This is a genomic window from Shewanella glacialimarina (assembly GCF_020511155.1).
Lineage (GTDB): Bacteria > Pseudomonadota > Gammaproteobacteria > Enterobacterales > Shewanellaceae > Shewanella > Shewanella glacialimarina.
This window is the reverse complement of sequence record NZ_CP041216.1, coordinates 1,181,433-1,204,305: the sequence shown is the minus strand read 5'-3', so window position 1 is coordinate 1,204,305 and position 22,873 is coordinate 1,181,433. Positions and strand designations below refer to the sequence as shown.

Annotated in this window: 20 protein-coding genes and 2 tRNA genes; 7 read left to right on the top strand and 15 right to left on the bottom strand. The window is 40.1% G+C overall.

Annotated elements, in window-relative coordinates; translation table 11 throughout:
• Positions 1 to 63 precede the first annotated feature (63 nt).
• Positions 64 to 1,917, top strand: a complete 1,854-nt coding sequence (locus FJ709_RS05210) for a DUF885 domain-containing protein (protein WP_226414081.1) — start codon at positions 64 to 66, stop codon at positions 1,915 to 1,917.
• A gap of 445 nt (positions 1,918 to 2,362) precedes the next feature.
• Here FJ709_RS05210 and FJ709_RS05205 read toward each other — a convergent pair whose 3' ends face one another.
• The 5 genes from FJ709_RS05205 to trmB form a co-directional block, all read right to left on the bottom strand.
• Positions 2,363 to 3,304, bottom strand: a complete 942-nt coding sequence (locus tag FJ709_RS05205) for a LysR family transcriptional regulator (RefSeq protein WP_226414080.1) — start codon at positions 3,302 to 3,304, stop codon at positions 2,363 to 2,365.
• A 468-nt stretch (positions 3,305 to 3,772) separates the two neighbouring features.
• Positions 3,773 to 4,624, bottom strand: coding sequence for a YggN family protein (locus FJ709_RS05200; protein ID WP_226414079.1), 852 nt, complete (start codon positions 4,622 to 4,624; stop codon positions 3,773 to 3,775).
• Between the two features lie 235 nt (positions 4,625 to 4,859).
• A complete protein-coding gene (gene glsB / locus FJ709_RS05195; RefSeq protein WP_226414078.1) occupies positions 4,860 to 5,774 on the bottom strand; it encodes a glutaminase B in 915 nt (304 codons plus the stop codon).
• Positions 5,775 to 6,101, bottom strand: a complete 327-nt coding sequence (locus FJ709_RS05190; protein WP_226414077.1) for a 50S ribosome-binding protein YggL — start codon at positions 6,099 to 6,101, stop codon at positions 5,775 to 5,777.
• 26 nt (positions 6,102 to 6,127) lie between these two features.
• Positions 6,128 to 6,844: a tRNA (guanosine(46)-N7)-methyltransferase TrmB gene (gene trmB, locus FJ709_RS05185; RefSeq protein ID WP_226414076.1), complete on the bottom strand. Its 717-nt coding sequence runs from the start codon at positions 6,842 to 6,844 to the stop codon at positions 6,128 to 6,130.
• Between the two features lie 159 nt (positions 6,845 to 7,003).
• Between trmB and mutY the strand changes: the two genes are divergently transcribed.
• Positions 7,004 to 8,122 (top strand): A/G-specific adenine glycosylase, encoded by a 1,119-nt coding sequence (gene mutY, locus FJ709_RS05180; protein ID WP_226414075.1) that lies wholly within the window; start codon positions 7,004 to 7,006, stop codon positions 8,120 to 8,122.
• Between the two features lie 2 nt (positions 8,123 to 8,124).
• A complete protein-coding gene (locus FJ709_RS05175; protein WP_226414073.1) occupies positions 8,125 to 8,400 on the top strand; it encodes an oxidative damage protection protein in 276 nt (91 codons plus the stop codon).
• A 324-nt stretch (positions 8,401 to 8,724) separates the two neighbouring features.
• Here FJ709_RS05175 and FJ709_RS05170 read toward each other — a convergent pair whose 3' ends face one another.
• The gene (locus tag FJ709_RS05170; protein ID WP_226414071.1) at positions 8,725 to 9,312 is read right to left on the bottom strand and encodes a YceI family protein; all 588 of its coding nucleotides are present in this window, start codon (positions 9,310 to 9,312) and stop codon (positions 8,725 to 8,727) included.
• Between the two features lie 33 nt (positions 9,313 to 9,345).
• Positions 9,346 to 9,897: a cytochrome b gene (locus FJ709_RS05165; RefSeq protein WP_226414069.1), complete on the bottom strand. Its 552-nt coding sequence runs from the start codon at positions 9,895 to 9,897 to the stop codon at positions 9,346 to 9,348.
• Between the two features lie 385 nt (positions 9,898 to 10,282).
• On the opposite strand from FJ709_RS05165, the gene FJ709_RS05160 reads away from it, so the two are divergent.
• A tRNA-Phe gene (locus FJ709_RS05160) sits at positions 10,283 to 10,358 on the top strand.
• 7 nt (positions 10,359 to 10,365) lie between these two features.
• Positions 10,366 to 10,441 (top strand) — tRNA-Thr (locus FJ709_RS05155).
• A gap of 69 nt (positions 10,442 to 10,510) precedes the next feature.
• On the opposite strand, the gene FJ709_RS05150 is transcribed toward FJ709_RS05155, so the two are convergent.
• Positions 10,511 to 10,678 carry a hypothetical protein gene (locus FJ709_RS05150; protein ID WP_226414067.1) on the bottom strand — a complete coding sequence of 56 codons (168 nt, stop codon included), beginning with the start codon at positions 10,676 to 10,678 and terminating at the stop codon, positions 10,511 to 10,513.
• A 328-nt stretch (positions 10,679 to 11,006) separates the two neighbouring features.
• Between FJ709_RS05150 and FJ709_RS05145 the strand changes: the two genes are divergently transcribed.
• The gene (locus FJ709_RS05145; RefSeq protein WP_226414065.1) at positions 11,007 to 11,525 is read left to right on the top strand and encodes a thioesterase family protein; all 519 of its coding nucleotides are present in this window, start codon (positions 11,007 to 11,009) and stop codon (positions 11,523 to 11,525) included.
• A 104-nt stretch (positions 11,526 to 11,629) separates the two neighbouring features.
• Here the strand turns inward: FJ709_RS05145 and nagP are convergent, their stop codons facing one another.
• From nagP to FJ709_RS05115, 6 genes are all read right to left on the bottom strand, one after another.
• Positions 11,630 to 12,934, bottom strand: coding sequence for an N-acetylglucosamine MFS transporter NagP (nagP, locus tag FJ709_RS05140; RefSeq protein ID WP_404830015.1), 1,305 nt, complete (start codon positions 12,932 to 12,934; stop codon positions 11,630 to 11,632).
• Between the two features lie 158 nt (positions 12,935 to 13,092).
• A complete protein-coding gene (gene nagX, locus FJ709_RS05135) occupies positions 13,093 to 14,253 on the bottom strand; it encodes a transmembrane glucosamine N-acetyltransferase NagX (RefSeq protein ID WP_226414057.1) in 1,161 nt (386 codons plus the stop codon).
• A 54-nt stretch (positions 14,254 to 14,307) separates the two neighbouring features.
• Positions 14,308 to 15,498, bottom strand: a complete 1,191-nt coding sequence (gene nagA / locus FJ709_RS05130; RefSeq protein ID WP_226414055.1) for an N-acetylglucosamine-6-phosphate deacetylase — start codon at positions 15,496 to 15,498, stop codon at positions 14,308 to 14,310.
• A 35-nt stretch (positions 15,499 to 15,533) separates the two neighbouring features.
• Complete coding sequence (gene nagB-II, locus FJ709_RS05125; RefSeq protein ID WP_226414053.1) at positions 15,534 to 16,535, bottom strand: glucosamine-6-phosphate deaminase NagB-II; 1,002 nt, start codon at positions 16,533 to 16,535, stop codon at positions 15,534 to 15,536.
• Positions 16,536 to 16,635: 100 nt separating this feature from the next.
• Positions 16,636 to 17,541 (bottom strand): N-acetylglucosamine kinase, encoded by a 906-nt coding sequence (gene nagK, locus FJ709_RS05120; protein ID WP_226414051.1) that lies wholly within the window; start codon positions 17,539 to 17,541, stop codon positions 16,636 to 16,638.
• Between the two features lie 267 nt (positions 17,542 to 17,808).
• Positions 17,809 to 20,496 carry a family 20 glycosylhydrolase gene (locus FJ709_RS05115; protein WP_226414049.1) on the bottom strand — a complete coding sequence of 896 codons (2,688 nt, stop codon included), beginning with the start codon at positions 20,494 to 20,496 and terminating at the stop codon, positions 17,809 to 17,811.
• A gap of 595 nt (positions 20,497 to 21,091) precedes the next feature.
• Here FJ709_RS05115 and FJ709_RS05110 point away from each other — a divergent pair.
• Entirely contained in the window at positions 21,092 to 21,994 is a 903-nt protein-coding gene (locus FJ709_RS05110; RefSeq protein WP_226414047.1) for a sulfite exporter TauE/SafE family protein, read from the top strand.
• A gap of 105 nt (positions 21,995 to 22,099) precedes the next feature.
• Here FJ709_RS05110 and FJ709_RS05105 read toward each other — a convergent pair whose 3' ends face one another.
• Entirely contained in the window at positions 22,100 to 22,801 is a 702-nt protein-coding gene (locus tag FJ709_RS05105; RefSeq protein WP_226414045.1) for a SapC family protein, read from the bottom strand.
• Positions 22,802 to 22,873: the final 72 nt, after the last annotated feature.

Below are 22,873 nucleotides of genomic sequence, written 5' to 3'. Positions count from 1 at the left end.
TTACACTTTTACCTCCAGCTTTATTAGGATAGCGTTTTTAAAAATAAGATTGGAATGCCTGCAATGCTGATAAAAACTAAAACAACTTTACTTGCGTTAACTCTTTCTAGCCTTTTAAGCGGTAATATTTACGCTCACTCAAATTCAATGCCTGCTGATAGTGCTGAAGAAAGTGTTACAAAAGTCAGTTCACCACAGACTGAATCTCAAAAAGCTAATGCATTGTTTGATGAGTTATTCATGCAAAGCATTATGGCTGATCCTATCAATCAAACCTATTTAGGTATAAAGCAAGATTATGATAAATGGGGTGATATTTCAGATGCAGGTGCAGATAAAAACCTTGCTCTCGCTAAAGCACAATTAGCTAAATTACTGACATTAGATGTCAGCAAACTTGATCAACAAACAAGCTTAAGTTTTGAGCTATTTAAAGCAAGCTTAGAGCAAGCTATTGCTGATGATAAATGGCGTTACCATACTTACCCGGTTAACCAGATGTATGGCATGCATTCAATGATTGCCTCATTTTTAATTAACCAACATCAAATTACCGATGTAAGCGATGCTAAGGCTTATATCAGCCGTTTAGAAGGCGTCAAGCCTCTGCTGACACAACTTGAAGCTGAATTAACCATACGTGCTGATAAAAATATTATTGCGCCGAAATTCGTGTTTCCTTACGTGATATCAGACAGCAAGAATATTATTACTGGAGCACCTTTTGATTCAACGGGAGAAGACAGCGCATTATGGGCTGATTTTAATCGTAAAGTGGCAAAATTATCTATTACTGAATCAGAAAAAGAAATATTACTTGGAGACGCCAAGTCAGCTTTAATAGACAGTGTAAAACCAGGCTATGAAAGCCTGGTAAGTTACCTTGTTAAATTAGAGGAAAAAGCAGATAACCGAGATGGTGCCTGGAAGTTCCCTGAAGGTGAGACTTACTTTAATAATGCCTTAGCTCGTACAACGACTACCGATATGACTTCGGATCAAATCCATGATTTAGGGTTAAGTGAAGTCGCGCGCATTCAAGATGAAATGCGTATTATTATGAAAAAAGTTGGCTTTGAAGGTAATCTGCAAGCATTTTTCGCCTTTATGCGGGATGACAAGCAATTCTACTATCCAGATACACAAGCGGGTCGTGATGCTTACATTACTGATGCTAAAGCCCTGATTGATAACATGGAGTCACGTATAGATGAAGTGTTTAAAATCAAACCTAAAGCGGACTTGATTGTACGTCCGGTTGAAGCATTCCGTGAAAAGTCGGCCGGAAAAGCCTTTTATGATCAGCCTGCGCCAGATGGTTCACGACCAGGAATTTACTACGCTAATCTTTATGACATGAGCGCTATGCCTAAATACCAAATGGAAGCACTGGCTTACCATGAAGGTATTCCTGGTCATCATATGCAAATTGCCATAGCACAAGAATTAGAAGGTATTCCACAATTCCGTAAGTATGGTCGTTACACTGCCTATAGTGAAGGTTGGGGGTTATATACTGAATACTTCCCAAAAGAAATGGGCTTATATGCTGATCCTTATTCAGACTTTGGCCGCTTAGCGATGGAATTATGGCGTGCCTGTCGCTTAGTGGTAGATACAGGTATCCACACTAAAAAGTGGACCCGTGAACAAGGGATTGCTTACTACGTTGAAAATACTCCTAATGCTGAGTCTGATGCCATAAAAATGGTTGAACGTCATGTGGTTATGCCTTCACAGGCCACTGCATATAAAGTGGGAATGATTAAAATCCTTGAGCTACGTGAACAAGCCAAGAAACAATTAGGCGACAAGTTCGACATTCGCGACTTCCACACACTCGTTTTACAGTATGGACCATTACCATTAGATGTGTTGGAAACTAAAGTGAACCAGTGGGTTAAATCGATTAAGTAACAAGGTTACAATAAGATGAGTTTTTGAAAATAAAGCAGCAACCATGGGTTGTTGCTTTTTTTTACACAAAAAAATAACCCCAGACAAAGTCTGGGGTAAACCAATAAAACTAGGATGATGGTTTCAAAGCTAACATTGTTTTAATTATAAACTGCTGCCAGCCGTGACTCAAAATTTGCGAAGTGGCTGATTTGTAAACGCTAATGAAAAGGGGTCATTTCTCAAAATCGTACTTATTCAAATCATTTCGAATCAACTGAATCTTATTGTATTCAAATAAGAACAGACTGCAACACCCTCTTAGTAAATAACTGTTAACTCATTGATTTGCTACTTTAGCTTTTACTGCATAATAATCAACTTAAGCTTTTGATAAAAAACACAAATAAAAAAGCCGTGCTGGGTTGCATGGCTTTATTTTATTTAAAGAACAATGTTTCCAAAATTACTTACGCAATTTATACAAATGTTCGAATTTAACGTCCCAATATGGCGATGTACCAATATGGCCTTTAATGAAGTCAATAAAGGCACTGACTTTAGGGGCTAAGTGCTTACGTCTTGGGTATACGGCTTGCAAAGGTAAGTTGTTGGTCAATTGCCAATCTGTCAGTAAAGGAACTAATGTGCCTTTCTCGATTTCATCTTCCATCAAATAACTGGCAAGATAGGCTATACCTAACCCGCTAACTGCTGCTGATTTTAAAGCCGGTGCATTATCAACGCGGAAATTGCCTGATACACCAATCTCACAATAATCGTCACCTCTCTTGAACTGCCACATGCTGTGTTCATGCCATTCACCTTGGTAAACTAGGCAATTGTGTTCAACAAGCTGTTCAGGGCGCGATATGTTACCGTGCTTAGCCACATACTCAGGCGATGCTGCTAATAAGAACTGACACTTCATTAATGGACGAGCCACCATGCCTAAAGGGAGTTGCTCAGACATCGTTAGCAATAAATCTAAACCTTCACTAACAACATCAACCTTATGGTCCAACAAACTTACTTGCAACTCTAGATCAGGATGTTTAGCCATAAACGCTGGTAGTGCAGGGATAAGATGCATGGTACCAAATGATTGTGAAATTCCCACTTTAAGTACACCACGTGTGGCATCATTCAAATTATGCACACTAGAAACCGCTTGTTCAGCATCGCGAAGCAGCTCTTCACCTTGTAAATAAAGTAAATTACCCGCTTCTGTTAAACTTAAACTACGAGTCGTTCGCTGAATAAGCTGCACACCTAATTTATGTTCTAAATCAGCCACCTGCGTACTTACTTTAGATTTGGATATTCCAAGGCGTCTTGCAGCAGCACTAAAACTGCCTGCACGAGCAACATGGGTAAAAATGGCAATTGGTTCTAACAGTTCTAACATGAAAGTCGCCTTAAGCTGTTACGACATTGAAAACGATTTTCGGCAATTTCTTTACTCACTTTACCTTCCATGAATGTCATATCAATGGAAGCCGTTGGCTTAAATAGCATTATTAAACGCTCAATAAACCCAATAAGTTGTAAAGTTACGCCAATTATCCGAAAAACTAGCAAAAATTTAAATAGAGTGCATTTTTCTTATAATTTTTATGAGTATAACAAAAAACTATATCATTGCTCTATATTTATAATTGAGAATTTTTTTATCAGAACAAACTTGGTAGTTTACTTGAAGAGGTGCTGCAGGAAGGTACATAACGGATATAAAAAGCCCCCTGCCAAATAAGCACAAGCAGGGGGAAAGTCAGGTGACATACATAAGACAGTGAAACCAATGACTTACAAAGTCTTCCTCAAGTTAACGCGCTTGAGTCGCGTAAAAATTATCGGGTAAGGGAGGTAGAAAAGATTATTCAGATAAAGGCTGCTCCTCTAAACTGGCTAGTTTATAAGGTGCTAATTGCGGAATATCTTTTCTAAGTTGATTTTCTAGTACCATCAACTGTTCAAAATCGCCGCAGACTTTGTCAGCTCTTGCTTCTAGAGCCTCAGATTGTGATTCCATTTGTAGCTCAATGTCCTTACCTACATTTTCCATTTTAATAGCAAAAGCATTCATTTTCTCTTCAAATGAACCACCTTCTGAAGACATGATTTGGCTACCCATACTCATCATTAAACTGCCGATTGAGTTTGAAATAATATTTTCCATTTCTTGCTCAAATTCATCATTAAAGGTTTCTTCTAACGACGACTCTGTTGAGCCAATGAAAAATTTATCGCCATGTTGATAAGCCATGGTATCAATACGCTGTTCGATGCCATTCATCAACTTATCTATTTGGCTTCCAGCTGCATCACCTAGTAATGGTGTCATTGCCATTGTCACAGCTTGAGTCGCTAAGCCGACAACTTCACCAACAAGATCGATTACCTCTGGTACTTGGCGAGACACTTCATCAGAGTATTGAGTCAACAGCTTTTGCTGTTGCGCGGATAAATTTACCGCTTTACCTTCAACAAATAATTGCCCAACATCGATTCGGTATTTCTCTAATCCCTTTTCGCTCACTTTCAGCGATTTCGGTTCTACTGTCACATCGTAATTCAAGGTGACATTACAGCTTTGATCCTTCAAAGACATTTTAGCCATTGCAGGAGTAAATGCACCAGCAGTAAAAATCAGTCCAGAAAATACAAGGCCCGTTAGTAATTTCTGGCTATTAAGCATGCTTTTAGTCGCTTGATTATGTTGAGTCATTTAATAAATCCTTTTGCTATACGGGAATCACAATTGACTATGAAGAAGCAGTCAATCAACAATTATTGATAAGTTACTAATGATATAGCATGTTGTGTGCCAAAAGTAATAAACCGCTTTATTTCAGCAACTTAAGGTGAAATTAAAGATATCATTAATCGAATGGCTTAATTGCATTAGCCAAAAAAACTAAAACTTAGTTAAATTAATCATTTTTATCTAGATTGAAATATGTTTAAAAGATCGAACGACCTAATTTTTGACAAAGATGTTCTAACATTGCGGTTCCGGCCAATGAATTGCCATTACCGTCTAATTCTGGAGACCAAACACATACCGACATATCACCAGGGATCACGGCAATAATACCGCCACCGACTCCACTTTTACCCGGCATACCTACCCTATAGGCAAACTCTCCCGCACCATCGTATAAACCCGAGGTTGCTAACAGAGCATTAAGTTGCCTTGTTTGAATTGGGGTTATCCATTGTTCACCTGACAAGGTTTTACCGCGATTAGCAAGGTAAAGCATCGACTTAGATAAGTCAGCACAATTCATTTTTAAGGCACAGTAATGGAAGTAGTTTTTAAGTACATTTTCAACTACGCCGTTAAAATTACCAAACGACTTCATTAAGTAAGCAATCGCCGCATTACGCGCACTAAAAGCAAACTCAGAATCAGCTACTACTTTGTCGTAACTTATAGTTGGATTCATACTCAGCTTACGCACCACTTCTAACATTTGATGTTTTGGTGCACTGCTTCTGGTTTGTAACAAATCAGCAATGACTAACGCGCCAGCATTAATAAATGGATTACGCGGTTTACCCCGTTCTAATTCAACTTGGACTAACGAGTTAAACGAATGCCCTGACGGTTCTTTACCTACTCGGCTCCATATCTCATCTTCACTATAAAGATTGAGTGCGAGGGTTAGACTAAATACTTTTGAAATAGATTGGATAGAGAAGGGTTCAAGATAGTCTCCAGCTCCAATTGTTTGACCATCAACTGTGGTTACTGCAATTGCAAGTTTAGTACTATCAATATTAGCTAATGCCGGTATGTAATTGGCTACTTTGCCTTTACCTAAAAGCGGCCGAACACTGTCGACCGCCTCTTGTAATAATGCTTGGTTTAGCAATTAACCCCACCAAATATCATATAAGGTTGTTGCTTCTACATCTTTTACTGGCTTACTTTTCCAAAAATCAGTAATCACTGCAATGTCTTCATCGGTACATTTACCAATGTGTTGAGTCGCAATAATACCTTGCCATTCTTTATGTCCGCCGCCATGGAAACCTAATTGGCGTGGCTCGATCACTTCATGAATAAATTGATCGATTAAGCTGTCAATGTCTTGTTCTGACACAGACTCTTCAAACGTCCATTGGATGTCAAAACCAAACTCTTGGAACTCATCAACTCGTAATTTCTTACGTAAACGACGGCTACGATTTGTTGCCATGATACTGTCTCCTAATTTAGACGTTATTAACTAATACGTTCGAACATAATATCCCAAACACCATGGCCTAAGCGATGACCCCGTGCTTCAAATTTTGTTAATGGACGATAATCTGGTCTTTCAACCACTGTGCCAGTGGCTGATTGGTTTCTATAACCTTCAGCAACTTGCATTACTTCAAGCATATACTCGCTGTAATTTTCCCAGTCGGTCGCCATATGAAATACGCCACCAATTTTAAGTTTACGGCGAATTAGCTGCGCAAATTCAGGCTGCACTATACGACGTTTATTATGACGTTTTTTGTGCCAAGGATCCGGGAAGAATAACTGCACACGTGATAATGAACCATCTGCAATACTGTGCTCTAGCACTTCCATAGCATCGTGATGATAAACGCGTAAATTAGTCACTTGCGCTTCACCCGCATCGCCTAAACATGCGCCAACACCTGGTTTATGTACTTCAATGCCTATGTAGTTAAGCTCAGGAGCAGCTTTAGCCATTTGTACTAAAGAGCCTCCCATACCGAAACCGATCTCTAATACGGTATCAGCTTCACGGCCAAATACTTGGCTGAGATTTAATGCTTCAGGACTATAATCAAGCCCCATTGCTGGCCAATGTGATTCAATAGCTTGTGACTGACCTTTAGTTAAACGGCCTTCACGTAATACAAAGCTTCTGATTTTACGAAGGTACTTACCTTCCTCATTAAATTCAGCTGTGGTAACGTCGCTCATTTTTGCCTCTTTATTACAATGGTGCAATTTCCAACGAAACGGCCCGGATCATAATAGTTAATCTTAAATTTTTTATTTCAGCGGCACAGTATACCTAATCTACTAACAATTGTTTATATAAACCTTGTTTGATTATAGGCGTATCGCTACACTGCCCGCATGAAAATATCAGCCACTTTCGCTGAGCGTATTATCGCTTGGTATGATGTTCACGGTCGTAAAAAGTTGCCGTGGCAAATCAATAAAACCCCATATAGTGTATGGGTTTCAGAGATAATGTTACAACAAACCCAAGTTGCAACAGTGATCCCCTATTACGAAAAATTTATGGCAAGGTTTCCTACCATTGTCGATTTAGCAAATGCGCCACAGGATGAAGTGCTTCATCTTTGGACTGGCCTTGGCTATTACGCCAGAGCCCGTAATCTTCATAAAGCCGCTATTCATGTTCGCGATGTGTTTAAGGGTGAATTTCCCATTGAATTTGAACAAGTGCTAGCATTATCGGGCGTTGGCCGTTCAACCGCTGGAGCCATTTTGTCATTGTCACTTGGTCAGCACCACCCTATTTTAGACGGTAATGTTAAACGCGTATTGGCTCGACATGGTGCCGTTGAAGGATGGCCCGGACAAAAAGCCGTTGAACAAGCCCTATGGCAACTAACGGAGCAGTTAACCCCAAGTGATGATGTGCAAAAGTACAATCAAGCTATGATGGATTTAGGCGCTAGCATTTGTAGCAGAAGCAAACCTCAATGCGCATCTTGTCCAGTTGCCATTGATTGTATTGCTCAACTTAGTGGCAAACAAACCTTATATCCGGGTAAAAAACCTAAAAAGACGATCCCCACTAAACAAGCCTGGATGTTAGTCATGCTTAATCAAGGCCAAGTACAATTAGTGCAGCGACCACCAGCTGGGATTTGGGGCGGGTTATGGTGTTTTCCACAATTTGATGACCAAGCATCAATAGATGAGTATCTAGCGTTACAATCGCTGCAAAAATCTGTCATTGAGTTAGTCGGTTTTCGGCATACATTTAGTCATTTTCATTTAGATATTCAGCCTATTGTAGTTGAAGTGTCTACTCAAAATGACGGTAGAATTCCACAGGAATTTACTGGGGTGATGGAACAAAGTCCACCACTCTGGTATAACATCAAGCATCCAGCCAAAGTCGGATTAGCCGCCGCAACAGAAAAGATTCTTGCCAATCTTGGTGCGGTGTTAAATCAACAATCTGATTCTGTCGCTTCCCCCGTTCACGTTAAGGAGTAAACATGGCTCGCACGGTAAATTGCGTTCATTTAAACAAGTCAGCTGATGGCTTAGATTTTCAACTTTATCCAGGCGATCTGGGTAAACGTATCTTTGATAATATTGGCAAAGAAGCGTGGGGTTTGTGGCAGAAAAAACAAACCATGTTGATCAATGAGAAAAAACTTAGCATGATGAATGTTGAGGACCGTAAGTTTCTTGAAGAACAAATGGTTAACTTCTTATTTGAAGGCAAAGACGTTGAAATCGAAGGTTATGTGCCACCAGCCGAAGACTAATTCAGCACGTTTTTTGATTAAAGGATAAGTTATTAACTTATCCTTTTTTATTGCCATTGAGTCACCGAATTCTCCACCTACTGCTTCACAACTAACATTTACACTTATCGCTATCTCAAGTAATTAATTTATTCAATGAGTAACGTTAAACCATCATTTGCTCAATGAGAAAAATCAATGCGGAAAAATGTTGGTTCTATTAAATTGGTCAAATAGACAATATCCCAGACATAGAAACGGCCAGTAAAATAATTACTGGCCGTTTCTATATTCGATCACACTTGATTCAATCACTTAGGCTACTAAGCCATTATGATTTAAATATTACTTCTTAATGCCTTCAACAACTAATTCAAGCTCGACATTGGCAGATGCAGGACCCAGATCCATTTTTATACCGTAATCTTTCATTTTAAAGCTGGTTGTTCCGGTAAAACCTGCACGGTATCCGCCCCATGGGTCGTTACCTTCGCCAATCATCACCGCATCAATCGCTATAGGCTTAGTCACGCCGTTAAAGGTAAAGTCGCCATTAACAACAAACTTACCCTCGCCTTTATCTTCTACCGACGTTGATTTAAAACTGGCCTGAGGGAATTTATCGGTATTTAAAAAATCGGCGCTACGTAAATGCTTATCACGCTCGGCATGATTTGAATCAACGCTAGTGGTATTGATGTTAACCTTAATGTTACCTTTGCTCACATCCTTACTATCGAAGCTAAAATCACCAGAAAAATCATTAAAGCGCCCCATCACAAAGCTATAACCTAAGTGGCTTACTTTAAATTGAATAAAAGCATGGGCACCTTGGGTATCGATAACGTAATCAGCTGCATTGGCAGTACTTGTGGCAAACATAGGCGTTAGCATTGCCGTGCTCATTAATGCTGCTATTAGATGTTTTTTCATGTTAATCCTTCCTTTGTATAAATGATTTGGTGATTATTTATGCTTAACCCATAACATACGGGTTAAGGTTGAATCTTTATCAATAAAGTGATGTTTTAACGCACCCACTGCATGGACTATCACCAGAGTAATTAAGCTATATGCAGCATATTGATGGAACAATCCGGCTAAGTCAGCCTGGTCGGTAAATAGCTCACCGACACCGGGTAACTCAAACCAGTTAAATACCCATATTCCACGTCCATCAGCGGTCGAAATTAATATTCCTGATACCATAATGGCTATCATCAGCACATAAAGTAATTTATGTGCTAAATGAGCGCTGCTTTTCTCCCAGGTTTTATGGGTTGAGATTGCGTTAGGTTTTACGGTTGTTGCTCGCCAAAAAACTCTGATAAGAGTTAAAAATAATAATATAACCCCGACACTTTTATGAATATCTGGTGCGGTCTTATACCAACTACTGTAATAGGTTAACTCTACCATCCAAAAACCTAGGCCAAATAATCCTATAACAGCAATAGCGGATATCCAGTGAACTAAGATATTAAGCAACCCATATCGAGTCGGAGTATTGTTTAACATTAACAGGTCCTTGTTTTTTTACTCAGTAACTGCGACTAAAACTAATCTAAACAGTTTACTTACTATTTATTGAAATAAAACCTCTAAAAATTGTTGAAATCGTTCTAATAAATAGAACCATTGTAAAAAATTGATATTTACTCGCTAAATACCAGCTAATAACTCTATCTAAATACTCACTTAAGCTCATGTTTGCTTTAAAAATCCATAATAGTATTTAAAAAACCACCATCTTGCGCACAAACTAACCGAACGAGTAAAAACTTTTAAAAACCACTTGCACGATAAAAACCATCACTATATTATGTGCGCACTCCAGACGAGACAGGCCTTACTAAGTAAGATTGTTGAGTTTGAAGTAGATAACTAAACACTTAGTTTAGTTGCCCGAATAGCTCAGTCGGTAGAGCAGAGGATTGAAAATCCTCGTGTCCCTGGTTCGATTCCGGGTTCGGGCACCACAATTTAGCCGGCATAGCTCAGCTGGTAGAGCAACTGACTTGTAATCAGTAGGTCCCGAGTTCGACTCTTGGTGCCGGCACCATATAAACAAAAAAACCACTCAATGAGTGGTTTTTTTGTATCTACGATTTTTGTTCATATTCATTATTACTCATTCCATTAATTGATTGGCCAAAGTAATCCATTCTCGAAAACATAACTTAATCAAGTTTGGTTGTGGTTCAATAAACATATTCCATGTTTTTAAGCATTGCTCAACAATATCGTATAGCCATAACAACAGTGATTTGCCAGACAACCCGGGCGTAACCATTTTCATTCCTGTCCTATCGGATTCAGCTCTGGGAAAATATGGAGGAAGCATCGAAATACATGGGTTAAGAAATTCCTCTGTCAGTCTTAGGGGATACCAAACCGTATCATCAATAATAACGGCCAAAAGGCATACTTAAGTGCAAGCATATGCCGTCATCGTTGGCATGGGGTGCAATAATGGTGTAAATCTAATCTGCATACATCAAGTCTATAAAAGCTAACATTTAGCTCGTTTGCGCTAGAGTATTCTATAATCCTTAACAATGAACTCTCACTAACTCAGTAAAAATGACACTACATAAGAGCCGTACAAGATTTCATAAGGAAATACGATGATTTTAAGGTTTCGATTTTTGTTTTTGATATTAATTCATTATTTCAAACGTGTTATTGGGGTTATGGATGAAAACACACTGCACTTTCGCGTTTTTATCAACGATGTGGATATCAAACGGATGAGCAGCGATAGATATTTACCGATTATGGATCTTGGTCGAATAAACATTATTCTTCAAGCCGGTCTGCTGAATGCATTTCTGAAAAACAAATGGGTACCTGTCTCTAGAGTTGCCACCATCCGTTACCGCTATCCGCTTAAAATTTTTCAGAAGTATGTACTGAAATCAAAAATAATTTATTGGGATGATGAGTGGGTTTGGACTGAACACAAATTTGAAAGGAATGGCAAAATAACAGCCGTAGGAATCACTAAAATTACATTTGTGGGGCCAGATGGTATGGTGCCAATCACTGAGGTTATAGAAGCGTATGGCCATCAAGTTGCGAAATTAGAGATGCCGGATGTTATTAAAGAACTGATGAAAGTTGAGTTAAGCATGAAAAACGAATAAATTGCCATTCCAAAAAAGTGAATCTACTTAACATACTTTAACAGGCATAAAAAAGAGAGCTAACGCTCTCTTTTTTATTGTTAACAAGGCTTAATAATGAAAAGCTATTTCCAGCTTTGCATTTTATAGCCTTTAACAGCATAGAATAGAATGAATAAGTAACATGGGAACATCACCATATAACCGCCCTGCATACCTAGTGAGGTTGCAGAACTGGTTAAACCCCAAAATAGTGGCCCAAAGGCGCCGCCAGCAATACCCATAATTAATAAGGCAGAACCCGTACTGGTTAACTTACCCATACCTGACAATGCCAATGGCCATACAGCAGGCCAAACAATAGCATTAGCTAAACCTAAAAAGGCGATCATCAGTAAGGTATCGGGAAGCTGAGCTCCGCCAAACGGGACCAATAACACATCGGCAATAGCATAGGACTGACTGTCACCAAATACGATTCCAGCGGTTAACACTAATCCCAAAATAGCACTGACCATTAATGCGTTAGGCTGTGAAATAAACCGTGGGATACAAATGATACCTAAAGTGTAACCGAACACCATACACAGCATAGTATATGAGGTCATTACTCCATAATTTTCAACGCCAAGAGTTAATGCAAAGGTACCAATAGTATCACCAGCAATCACTTCAACGGCAACATAGACAAATAAAGCAACAACACCTAATGCTAAATTAGGATGGGCCAAAGCTTGTTTGATTTGACCTTTTTCAGAACCTTGTTCTTGCTCATCTTTTTCAAGCTCAGGCAGTGGCGATTTCTTAACTGCTATAGCTAAAATACCAATGAATATAGCCATGCCTAAATAAGGATAAATCAAGCTATTAGCCATCTCATCAATTTGAATTTGGCTTAGTTCAGTACCAACACGATCTTTAAAACTGTCTAATATTAATGCTGTGAATACCATTGGCGCAATCACGCCCGCGCCTTTATTCAAAATACCCATCACACTGACGCGAGCAGCAGCCGACTCTTCAGGCCCTAAACGCACAACATAAGGATTTACCGCGGTTTGCAGTAACGTTTGCCCCGTTCCCATAACTAACTGCGCAAGTAAAAACAATACAAAAATTTGCGTTTGCGCAGCAGGAATAAACAATAATCCGGCAAGCATCATGATGCCCATACCCAAAGCCATACCATTCTTATAGCCCACTTTACGGATCACCCAGGCAGAAGGTAATGCGGTGAACGTTACCGCAATATAAAATGAGAATAATATCAGCGAAGCTTGAAAGGGAGTCAGTTGCAAAATTTGTTTAAGATATGGCATCAAAGAGCCATTCAACCATGTGGCAAAGCCAAGAATAAAAAACAGCACTGCGACAATTGCCATAGGGACAAAGCTGCTTTTAGATTGTTGTTCTGTTGTTGTCATTTCCATAAACCTGCTCATTATTTTTATTTATAGGGCCTTTGTAGTTTGAATAATCTAGATATGGATTGAGTCACATATAGACTATCTTGTTCGATAATAGAACACTTTAACCACCAAGACAACGCTGTCATTTATAACTAGTAGCAGCTAGACCTGCCTTTAATTTAAATTCGAATAAATATATTACGACGATACATCCACCATAAAATTAACCACTGCACAGTGATAAAACCCACCACACCAACAAGCGGCCGGCTTGCTGAAGGAAATGCTTGAATAACGCCACCAAACACACTGCGAGTAATGTACTGCCAATCAATTAAACTTGAACCAAGGTAAATAATAATTGCATTGGTACCTATCACGACAAATACAAACGACCACTTCTGCCATTTCAGCACATCGATAGTGGCATAAAATAACGCTAAAAAGAGTAAACTCCAGCCAGAGGTAACCAATACAAAGCTAGGGGTCCATAAGTCTTTATTGACCGGAATTAGGGGGTTTAGCAACCAGCCTAAAGCTAACAACACCAACCCAGAAAGCGCCATAACCCCAACTTTTGCCCAATCGCCTTTATCATGCGGTCTAACAATAAATTGCCCAACAAACACACCTACTAACGCATTGACGACAGCTGGCAAGGTTGATAACACACCTTCAGGATCGAGTGCCCTATGCTGATAAGCAATACCTGGGCGAAGCAAGCCATCGATATAAGCATTGATGCTGCCATCCATAGTGAAAACACCTGCTTGACCACCAGGAAAAGGCATAAAACATAATAGTAATGAGTAGAAAACGAGTATACCTACAGCGGTAAAAATTTGAGTTCGTAATGAAGTATGCCAAACTAAAAATGCCGCTAAAAACCAGGCGAATCCAATACGCGCCAATACACTAGAAAACCGAATTTGTTCAGGATCTGAAGGGATACCCGCTCCCCAACCATGGTTGTAAAGTACCCCAAGAGAAATCAACAACGCTAAACGCTTGACCGCATGTCGATATAAAGGCATTCGTAAATTATAAGGAAGCTTATCTAATCGCTTAGGCGATAAGCCTAGTGCCACACCTGATAAGAAAATAAATAGCGGAAAAATTAAATCATACAGGGTAAAACCATGCCATTGACTATGTTGCATTTGACCCGCAGCTAACTGCCACCCCGCCCAACCGGTTAATGCAAACATGGCGGCAAATAAGCCTTCGCCACCTATAATCCAAAACATATCAAAGCCACGTAAAGCATCAAGGGACTTTAGTCTTGGTTTATCTGGCTTAGTTTGTTCACTATTTATTATAGTAGCGGGCTTAACAGACATACTGGCCTCTATTGTTATTATTATCGAGAAGCTGAAACTGAACGAATAAATCGATTACTGGGCAAAAACAATTTTGCCACCAATGTAAGTTCGACTGACCTGATTTTTTTGATTAAGTAATACCAAATCAGCTCGATACCCAGGTTTAATAAAGCCTAAGCTATTTGATGAACCTAAGTTACTTGTTGAGCCTGGGCCGCATTCGAAACCAAGGAACTGGGCCGGATATAATGATGCCATGCGCAATGCTTCACCATGAGATAAGCCCAGCATGCTGACACTGTTATTCACTGCACCAACCATATCTAACACACAACCCGCCAGCTCGCCTGTTGTGGCATTAAGTCGATCGCCTTGACGTACTACTTTTATGCCAAATAATTCAAAACTTGCATCTTCACTCATGCCAACTGGTGGCATAGCATCAGTGACTAACATCATTTTGCCGCGTGGTTTGGCATTAATTGCGATTCTGGCTGCAGCACTGTGTACATGATGCCCATCTACAATAAGACCACACCAGGCATCCTGGCTTTCAAGTGCTGCGCCAACCATACCCGGTTCACGTGAACCTAAAGCTGACATGGCATTGAATAAATGAGTAAAGCCAGTAGCGCCAGCATTAAGTGCTGCAACAACCGTGTCATAATCTGCATTTGAATGGCCAAGACATACTCTGACGCCAGCTTTAACTAGACTTTTAATCACTTGGGTTGAAACGTTTTCAGGCGCTAAGGTAACCACTTTAATACCCAGATCTTGGCGGCTAAATATAGCCAGCTCTGCATCACTGATATTGCGGATATACTGCTGCGAATGAACGCCTTTTTTAGGGATGCTCAAATGCGGCCCTTCAAAGTGAACACCTAATACACCCGCTTTATTTTGCTTAATAGCAAGCGCAACGGCATCAGCCGCTTTTGCCATCACTTCAACATCATCAGTGATTAAAGTCGGTAGAAAACCTGTGGTCCCAAACCTTGCATGGGCGCGGCCAATTGTTTCAATGCATTCAACATTGGGCTGGGCATTAAATAATGCCCCGCCACCGCCATTAACTTGAACATCAACAAACCCTGGCGTTAGCGTACCCGCTAGCTTAGAGATGGTATTAGGATCAATATCAATGTCTATAGCTTCAGCAGATTGAACTGCGATAATACAGCCTGCTTCGATAGTGACCGCCATATTTTGATGAAAATCTTCTCCATCGAATAATCGCTCAACAATCAGGATTTGTTTCATAATGCTCTCGTTTTATTTTAGTTTTATTAAAGATATTACAGTGTTTGTGTTACTTTCTTTAAGCCAGCAGGTTGGTCTGGATTAATACCGCGAGCAATAGCAACAGCTGCTACATCAATGTAAAAACGCTGTAATAACGCTAAAGGTGCTACACGAGGGTGAATATCTGCTGCCGTTTGATTCAAATGAACTAAATCAGCACCACGTTGCTTAACGTTATCAATTTGCTCTACATGGCTTGCGTAAGATTCATCATTAATACACACATCTACAATTGCCAGTTTCTTTTCAACTAAGGTTACTGGGCCATGTAAAAATTCAGCACTACTGAAAGCTTCGGCATGTATTGAACACACTTCTTTCATTTTTAATGCTATTTCTTTTGACACTGCATAACCTAAACCACGGCCGAGTACGACAAGGTTTTTAACGCCATCTAATGACTCTGCGGTTAATTGTGGTTCAGCATCAACAGCGGTCTGTAACGCCTGTGGTAAAGAGTCTACCGCTTGTGCTAAGGACTCACTTTGAGTCCATTTAGCGGCAACTTGTAAAATGGCAGAAAGGGTCGCTAAATAACTTTTAGTGGCCGCAACGGCTTTCTCTTCACCTGCGCGCAATGGCACAACCACATCAACGATATCTTTAATTGGCGCAGTTTCATCATTCACTAACGCGACACAGTATGCGCCAGCATTTTTAGCCATTCTTGCTTGGGCAAGAATATCAGGGCTACGGCCAGATTGTGAAATAACAATCACTAAACCGCCTTCAAGTTGTAACGTTTTACCATAAACGCTTGCCACAGATGGTGCTGCTGCAAATGTTGGAATGCCAGCTTCAATTTCAAATAAATATTTAGCAAACACCCCTGCATGATCAGATGAGCCTCGGCCAACTATCATGACAAACTTTGGTTTAAATTCTCGTAACTTTTCACCCAGTAATGTAGTAATGCTTTCATTCGCTTTTAACTGCTCAGCTATTTTTTGAGGGGCTGTGCGGGCTTCTTGTTCCATGATGGTATTAGTTGTCATAATAAACCTTTATACAAAATTGTTATGTCATAACCAGTAACTTATTTAAAAAACTTGATTTAATTACGTGTCTTCAAACGGTTAAATCAAGTTATTTGTATTAAGCTACCGACTGGGTTTTAAATTGTTTTTGAGCAAATAAACACGCGCCAAATTCAGGAGGAGAAAGCGCAGGGGAAACCTTATCCGCTACATCGTCATCTAGCCAAGGCAATAAGGGTTCTGCTAATCCACCAATCATTGAGAATCTGCTAGGATTAATAGTGAAAAGTCTTCGGGCAAGCTCACTGATATAACTGGCTCCCTCTTTAACGATAGCCGTAGCAACGTCATCACCGTCATGGGCACTTTCTATCACTAACCGGGCTAATTGGGCGTAGACACTCGATGACTTACCCGCAAGATTTTCAACCAGACCGATAGCCTCTGAAACATTGAAGTGAGTCAGTAACTTTTGTGTAAGCTGAGTGTTGGTTGCAAATCCATCAAGGGCGAGTAACACATGCTCAGCTGCTTTTAAGCCCAGCCATGCGCCACTGCCTTTATCACCAAGGGCAAAACCATGTCCACCTAAGCCGATGCTCTGATGGCCGACATGGGCATATCCGCATGAGCCTGTACCGGTAATAATCACGGCGCCGTCGGCACCATTGTGTGCGCCAATACAAGCAGTATGCAGATCGGTTGTTAAATACATGCATTTAAATGGATGTTGCCAATTTGAAATTTGATCGTAGAAATGACCTACATTGACGCCAGCAAGACCTAGACCCGCTACAAGTTGGCTACAGGCTTCAACGGGTAAACCTGCATTGGCTAAAGCAAGCTGGGTTGACTCTATTATTGATTGAAAAGTTTGATCTAAGCCATGTAATGGATTAGCCCGGCCTGAGACACCAGTGCCTAATAGCTTATAATCTTCAGTATAAATGGTTGCGCGACATTTACTGCCACCGCCATCGATGCCAATGTAAAGCTGCGAATTGCTAAGCTGATTTTCACCCATGACTTCCCTCTCGGTATTCAGTTTATGGCTACTATTTTTTTGATTGTATTCGAGCCAATGAATAAGTTAAGGCTATGTTACACTTAAAATGACAGCGTTGTCATTTGTTTTTTGCGTAAAAATATCACACCAAATGGAATTTAAAACTTAATCATTTAAAAACAATATGATAGATGGATAATAGAGAGATATAAACTTGGCTTTCTAAAATAAAAAAGTCGCCAACAATGTCATTGCCAGCGACTTTTTAAGTGAACAAGACAACAACTAATTCACAACTAGAGTGCGCCCTTTTCGCTTACCGTCAGGTGTAATCGCACGAACTTCAACCGGGCCTTTAACCGCTACAGGGCTAAGATAAGACTGCCACGCTTTACCTTGCTCTTTATATTCAATTTGTAGACCAGGGAAAGCAATATTTGCCGTTAATACGCCTTTGTCATCAATAATTGCACCTACTGTAGGCACTCGATATTCAATACCTGCTTTATCAAGTTTAGCTAATTCTTTGTGGCCCAAATGATTAGCCATTTTTTGCCATTCAGTCGCCTGCTGCTGTCTCATTTGTGCACTAAAGTGCCGAGTAGATTGGTTATATAACGCGCCATCATGTTGATACGGAACTTCCCATTCAGGTTTGTTCCACGCTCTTTCTGCCAGCATTAACAATCTTGGGTAAATCATATATTCAACAGTTTGATCGCTACGTAATGTTTCGCTCCATAACTGTCCCTGAATACCATCAAAGGCTTTTCCGGCAACAATAGGGCCACTGGTTTGCTTTCCATTTTCATCTACTTGAGGACGATCATCAGCCTCAAATGGGTTACCTTCAATATCTAACCACTGTTCAGCATTGGCAGGTAAATTACCTGGCATGAAACTGAATATGTGTCTGCTATTTAAGCCTCTAGATGCCCAGTAATAACCATGCTCTTTTGGATCCGCTTCATAAGGGAAATCAAAATAAAGCACTTCTGGATTTGAAAGAATCGTTGTCCAACCATTGTTAACTTGCTGATGAGCACGCTGATAGCCCTTATGAGATACCACATCCCAGACATTACTTTGCGAGTTAGACGGCATATTCGCTGGATTAGTATGGCTCATACCATCGCTCCAACCTGCTGGCTGAATACCTTTTTCAGCTAACATATTCGCTACGCGCTCAATAAAGTAAGGACCCACTAGCTTGATATCTGTCACGCCGTATTGGTTATTGGCAATAAAATCATGACAAATAGGTGATTCTAACCAGGCGCCCGCGGTCTCATCTGCGCCAATATGGTAAGTTGTTAAAGGCTGACCCGCTTGAGTGTGCAGGGCTGCTATTTCGGTAATAATTTTATCGACAAAATGATAAGTCGATTCCATACACACGTTCAGCGTGTTGTCGTCATAATACTGTACTGACGAATACTGGGTGGTATCATTAGGATCTGTGAGAACGAACTCTTTTGCGGCTTGCTCATCGCCCTTGGCCATAAGGTTACGGTATCGAGCATCCATTGATTTAATCGCGGCGCGTGAATGGCCAGGCATATCCATTGACGGAATCACCTGAATTTGGCGCGCATTCGCATACTGAAGAATGTCAATATAATCAGCTTTTGTGTAGTAACCATTCACTCTGGTGTCAACAAAAGGTCCACTGCCTAATTGAGGTAAAATACAACTTGATTCGGTTACATCATGGCATCGTTTGCTGCCAATATCCGTCAATTCAGGTAAGCCATCAATCTCTAAACGCCAACCTTCGTCATCACCCATATGCAAATGAAGTTTGTTAAGTTTATAGGCGGCCATTTGATCAAGCAGATCTAACAAGAATTGTTTACTGTGAAAATTGCGCGACACATCCACATGCATACCACGGTATTGATAACGTGGGCTGTCATCAATTTTCATCGCATTTATGGTTAGATCGTTTAAATTAACTAGCGAGGTTATTGACGCAATACCATAGCTAAATCCACTCGGTTCGTTAGCCTTAATCACAATCCCCGAATCAGCAACCGTTAGCTGATATGAGCCCGTGTTTAGGTTATCAACTGGCGATAACGTTGTAAATGAGACTTTCACGCCATTTTCTGATTGTGGCACGCCAATGCGTTCTAGGCGGGCTAAAGCCGCTTGAATGCCATCAACATTCAACTTTGCATCAGTGGCACTTTGAGTGTCTAAGGTGATCCCTTGAGATAAAGATACCGCTCTGACGTTATCTAGCAGGACTTGTGTTTGAGGTGTGGGTAATAAAGAATTAGCGATTAATGCAGGTGCTAAAGATACGGATTTATTCTGTTCAAATAACACAGCGGGTTTTGCCCAAACCAATTTATCTTTATCGCTACGCTGATATTGTCTTTTAGCATCAACAAATGCTTCGACGTATGGCCTAACTTCCATGCCCGTGTCAGCATCAATTTCAACACGCGTACTGCTAATGATCTGTGGTGCTAGCTCAATACCTTTAGCATCTTTAGCAACGATATAGTAACTAGGCATAGCGTCAGTTTCTGATAATTGCCATAACTCGCCACGAAAACGTACTGTTTTTACCTGTCCTGCTTTAAAACCAGTAAATTTGTCGGTTGGCGTTAAACGGTGAAGATCGCCTTTAACACGCTCAATATCAAACTCATCGTTCAGCACAGATTGTACAGGGCGCATTTGGCTAAAATAGATTTCCCAATCACCGTTCAGCATATCTTTTGGACTAGTGAAATCAATCTCAGCAATAAAACAACGCTCATCTGCTTTAGCATCTGCTGGGCATGCTTCTTCTGGTAAATTGGAGACTAAACGATATTTAACCATCAGTTCATCTGCAAATTCAGCAAGATGACTTTGCTGCCAGGTGGCTGTTGCTGAAGTTGATACAGTCGATTGTGATGGAGAGCATGCAGTCAAACTTAATGACATCATGATGGCACTGAGCGCCCAAGTCGTTTTCATAGCGTCCTCGTTATAAATTTTGTTTTTATTAGGGCTTATTTAGTGTGGCCGATTGATATCATAACCAATAAATACTGAGGTTAGGCTGCTGCCTATAAAATAGTATCCTGCTGGTTTGATTCAGCACACCACATTGTAAAATGAGTGCTTGATAAATGTTCAATGTTAAATTTAAGGAAAAAAAAAGCTGGGACATAAATCAGTTAAGACATGTTCCCAGCCTATACTCGTTTCTGGGGAGAGACTAAAAGTATATTAAAATGGAAAATGATACCTCGCCCGACCGAGAAATCATTATCACTCATGAATTGGAGACCTCTTCCTATTCATGTTGACCTTAAATAACAACGTTACCTACAAGCAATGACAACGCTGTCATTGCTTAAGTTACCTAAAAAATGACGAGAGATCTACATCTTTTTGACACAATTTTATTAACTCAATATTAAAAAAACACTAACCAATTAAGAATCAGCTAGTTACATTAACCATGCCACACCTCCAATACTACAACAGATTGTTAACATAGTACGATGACATGTTATCTACACACTGATAGGATTAATCCTCTTTCCTTTACGCTGCACTTTTTTATATGCCAATGAATCGTCTAATTACCAAAATTCCACTTACGAGTTTAATTATTACAATTACCTTATTTAGCTCTTGGGTGTTATGGGCTTGGCACACACCCAATATTTCACAGCTATTGAATAGTCATAGTGTTTTTACACTGCTAGGAATATGTGGAGCTATATTTGCGAATGCGACAGGAGCGGGAGGAGGTGTAATATTTATTCCAGCATTTTCTGCATTAGGATTTAGTCCCGAAGAAGCGATATCAACCTCATTTCTGATCCAATGCTTTGGCATGACAGCTGGTGCATTAACCTGGTGCCATCATTATATAAAACAACATCATCATAACAAAACCTGGCATGGCTTCAGTACCATGATCATCTGTTGTTCGATATCCTCTATTGCAGGTTTATGGTGTAGTAAACTAATACACATTAACGCTCCTGCATCTTTACATATCAGCTTTAGCCTATTTTCAATCATTTTAGGCAGCATTATCATTATAAACAGCCTAAAAAAAACGAACAATGGCATCGCGACTCAGTTTGAGGCCAAACCTTTATTCGACTGTGTCTTATTATGTTGCATAGGCTTTATCGGTGGCATTATTACTGCTTGGTTATCTGTTGGCGTTGGAGAGATAGCGGTAATTTACTTAATGCTGCGGGGATATTGCACCAAACTGTCAATAGCGGTAGGGGTTGTAGTCAGTGCACTCACTGTTTGGTCGGCAACACCTATCACCTTAGGGTCAGACTCATTAGCCAATTTTGAGGTGTTACTTTTTGCTGGGCCAGGGGCATTAATCGGCGGATTGCTAGCCAAACGGGTCGCACTGTTTTTTTCAGTTGTGAAACTTAAGTTATTTTTTGCGGTATGGATAATATTAACCGGGACGATAATGCTGTTTATTGCTTAGCTTTAAACTGCCTTATCTGTATTCACTGAGTTCTACCCGCGGATTTAGCGGGTATTAATTAAAAATGGCGCTTTATCAGCGCCATTTTATTAGCAATATTAAAACTTAACGCCCTAATACTTCCATACGCGCTAAACGGTTAACTTGGTTTAACGATCCTAAATGACCAAAAATTGGACCTAATAACCCACGCTTTTTAAGATCTAAAAAGTCTTCGTCCGAAAGTTGATTTAGCTTCTGCTCATCAATCAAATATAGACCGTTAATGTTACGTTTTTCACCTGCAACATCAACTGTAAGTGTTTGGCTAACAAGCAGTTCTTTTTCAGCTAAGAGCCCCAGAATACTGCGAGTAGACTGATCCTCTTCAAAATGTTTAATGAGCGCTTTTTTGCGAGACTCTAAAAATGGGGTTTCTTGCTCACCTTCAAATAACGCTTGTCCTTCGGTTTTACTCACGTCCTTCGCTTCTTCACGAATTCCTATCCAAACTTTATCTTTAACGTCAGGGTTTAATATTAAACCTAATGGATAGTCACGAACCACTGCAGGGATATATAAGCCTAGCCACTTACCGTCTTTAACACTTAAGTTTTGACCTGGCTTCAAGCCTAACATAGCAACAGATTGAAACTCACCGGTATCAGTGTTCTTAACAAATACGATTGGATACTCAGTTGCTGCTCTGGCAATCTCGTGTAATGTAACAGGTACAATATGCTGGTCTGCAACGTGAGAAAAATCACTAGGAATGATTTTTAGATCACCGTGCTTAGTATGATCAATTAGAGTAATTTGGTTAGACATCTTGGCTCCTTGAGGCGCTTCTCATTAAATATGGCTATGGTAATAACAACTTTTGAGGCTTGTTATAATATG

Coding starts and splice junctions, on each gene's coding strand:
- FJ709_RS05110 (WP_226414047.1), top strand. CDS start 21,092: ATGCCAATGAATCGTCTAATTACCAAAATTCCACTTACGAGTTTAATT.
- FJ709_RS05175 (WP_226414073.1), top strand. CDS start 8,125: ATGGCTCGCACGGTAAATTGCGTTCATTTAAACAAGTCAGCTGATGGC.
- FJ709_RS05165 (WP_226414069.1), bottom strand. CDS start 9,897: ATGTTAAACAATACTCCGACTCGATATGGGTTGCTTAATATCTTAGTT.
- FJ709_RS05170 (WP_226414071.1), bottom strand. CDS start 9,312: ATGAAAAAACATCTAATAGCAGCATTAATGAGCACGGCAATGCTAACG.
- FJ709_RS05115 (WP_226414049.1), bottom strand. CDS start 20,496: ATGAAAACGACTTGGGCGCTCAGTGCCATCATGATGTCATTAAGTTTG.
- FJ709_RS05105 (WP_226414045.1), bottom strand. CDS start 22,801: ATGTCTAACCAAATTACTCTAATTGATCATACTAAGCACGGTGATCTA.
- nagB-II (WP_226414053.1), bottom strand. CDS start 16,535: ATGACAACTAATACCATCATGGAACAAGAAGCCCGCACAGCCCCTCAA.
- FJ709_RS05145 (WP_226414065.1), top strand. CDS start 11,007: ATGATTTTAAGGTTTCGATTTTTGTTTTTGATATTAATTCATTATTTC.
- FJ709_RS05150 (WP_226414067.1), bottom strand. CDS start 10,678: ATGAAAATGGTTACGCCCGGGTTGTCTGGCAAATCACTGTTGTTATGG.
- mutY (WP_226414075.1), top strand. CDS start 7,004: ATGAAAATATCAGCCACTTTCGCTGAGCGTATTATCGCTTGGTATGAT.
- nagK (WP_226414051.1), bottom strand. CDS start 17,541: ATGGGTGAAAATCAGCTTAGCAATTCGCAGCTTTACATTGGCATCGAT.
- FJ709_RS05200 (WP_226414079.1), bottom strand. CDS start 4,624: ATGACTCAACATAATCAAGCGACTAAAAGCATGCTTAATAGCCAGAAA.
- FJ709_RS05205 (WP_226414080.1), bottom strand. CDS start 3,304: ATGTTAGAACTGTTAGAACCAATTGCCATTTTTACCCATGTTGCTCGT.
- nagP (WP_404830015.1), bottom strand. CDS start 12,934: ATGGAAATGACAACAACAGAACAACAATCTAAAAGCAGCTTTGTCCCT.
- nagX (WP_226414057.1), bottom strand. CDS start 14,253: ATGTCTGTTAAGCCCGCTACTATAATAAATAGTGAACAAACTAAGCCA.
- trmB (WP_226414076.1), bottom strand. CDS start 6,844: ATGAGCGACGTTACCACAGCTGAATTTAATGAGGAAGGTAAGTACCTT.
- FJ709_RS05190 (WP_226414077.1), bottom strand. CDS start 6,101: ATGGCAACAAATCGTAGCCGTCGTTTACGTAAGAAATTACGAGTTGAT.
- FJ709_RS05210 (WP_226414081.1), top strand. CDS start 64: ATGCTGATAAAAACTAAAACAACTTTACTTGCGTTAACTCTTTCTAGC.
- nagA (WP_226414055.1), bottom strand. CDS start 15,498: ATGAAACAAATCCTGATTGTTGAGCGATTATTCGATGGAGAAGATTTT.